The following is a 1,087-nucleotide window of genomic DNA, read 5'->3' as shown; positions in this document are numbered from 1 at the left end:
GGCGAATTCAAACATGAGGTGCGACAGTTTCAAAAGCCATATGATAATCAACAAGCTGAGCAAATTTCTCTAATGGTGTAAGCCAATCTAACGCCTTTCTAGGACGAGTATTCAGTGACATGGCAACTTGATTTAAATAATGCTGATCTGCCTGATTTAAATCAATCCCTTTAGGTAAATATTGCCTAATTAAACCATTCATATTTTCGCATGTGCCTTTTTGCCAGGGTGAATGTGGGTCACAGAAATATACATCTATGCCTAAATCTTCTTCGAGTATTTTATGTTCTGACATCTCACGTCCACGGTCATAGGTCAACGTTTTACGCAGTTCTGCAGGTAAATATTTCAGAGCTTCAGTTAAAGCCTTGCGCACTGATTCTGCCTTTGCATCAGGTAATGTTGCCAAGATACAGAGCCGTGTATTTCGTTCAATAAGTGTTGCTATCGAACTTTTATTGTCTTTACCTTTAATTAAATCAGCTTCCCAATGACCCGGTATTTTTCTTTCTTGAACTTCGGCTGGGCGCTCATGAATAGTTTTAATATCCTGTAATATAGAATCTTTTTTAGGTTCACCGTTAGCTTTTCGCTTTTTATTTTCATGACGTAGACAGGATAATAAGTCTTTTTTCAACTCACCCTTGGGTAATGCTCGTATCGTTGAATAAATCGTTGTATGGCTTACATTCATTGTTTGATCCAAATCAGGAAATGTCTTTAAACGCTTTGCTATTTGCTGAGGAGACCATAAACAACGGATCGCTTCAACAATAAATTTCCAGAGGATTGAATCGATTTTGAGTTTTCTGTGACCACGTCTACGTCTAGCAAAAGTGTTATCAGAAGCATATTGAGCTTGATAAACGTCATTGATGCTATTTCTTTTAAGCTCACGATAGATCGTACTAGGATGTCTTTTAATGAGTTCAGCAAATTTTCTGGCTGAAAAGCCTTCTTTTCTTGACTCAAGCATTAATGCAGTACGATCTTCAAAGTTAAGATGATGGTATGACAATTTTATATACTCCATAAACCCTTTAAATTAATTAGGTGGTTTATGTCGCACTTCAAGTTTTACTCTGCC

At 37.0% G+C, this 1,087-nt stretch carries 1 protein-coding gene; it reads right to left on the bottom strand.

Annotated elements, in window-relative coordinates; all coding sequences use genetic code 11:
* Positions 1-7: 7 nt before the first annotated feature.
* A complete protein-coding gene (locus FTT63_RS15550) occupies positions 8-976 on the bottom strand; it encodes an IS30 family transposase (RefSeq protein WP_012308653.1) in 969 nt (322 codons plus the stop codon).
* Between the last annotated feature and the right edge of the window lie 111 nt (positions 977-1,087).

It is taken from the genome of Acinetobacter sp. C15 (assembly GCF_013420645.1).
In the GTDB taxonomy this organism is placed as follows: Bacteria; Pseudomonadota; Gammaproteobacteria; order Pseudomonadales; family Moraxellaceae; genus Acinetobacter; species Acinetobacter indicus.
The sequence above is the reverse complement of the archived record's forward strand: the minus strand, read 5'-3'. Positions and strand labels throughout refer to the sequence as shown.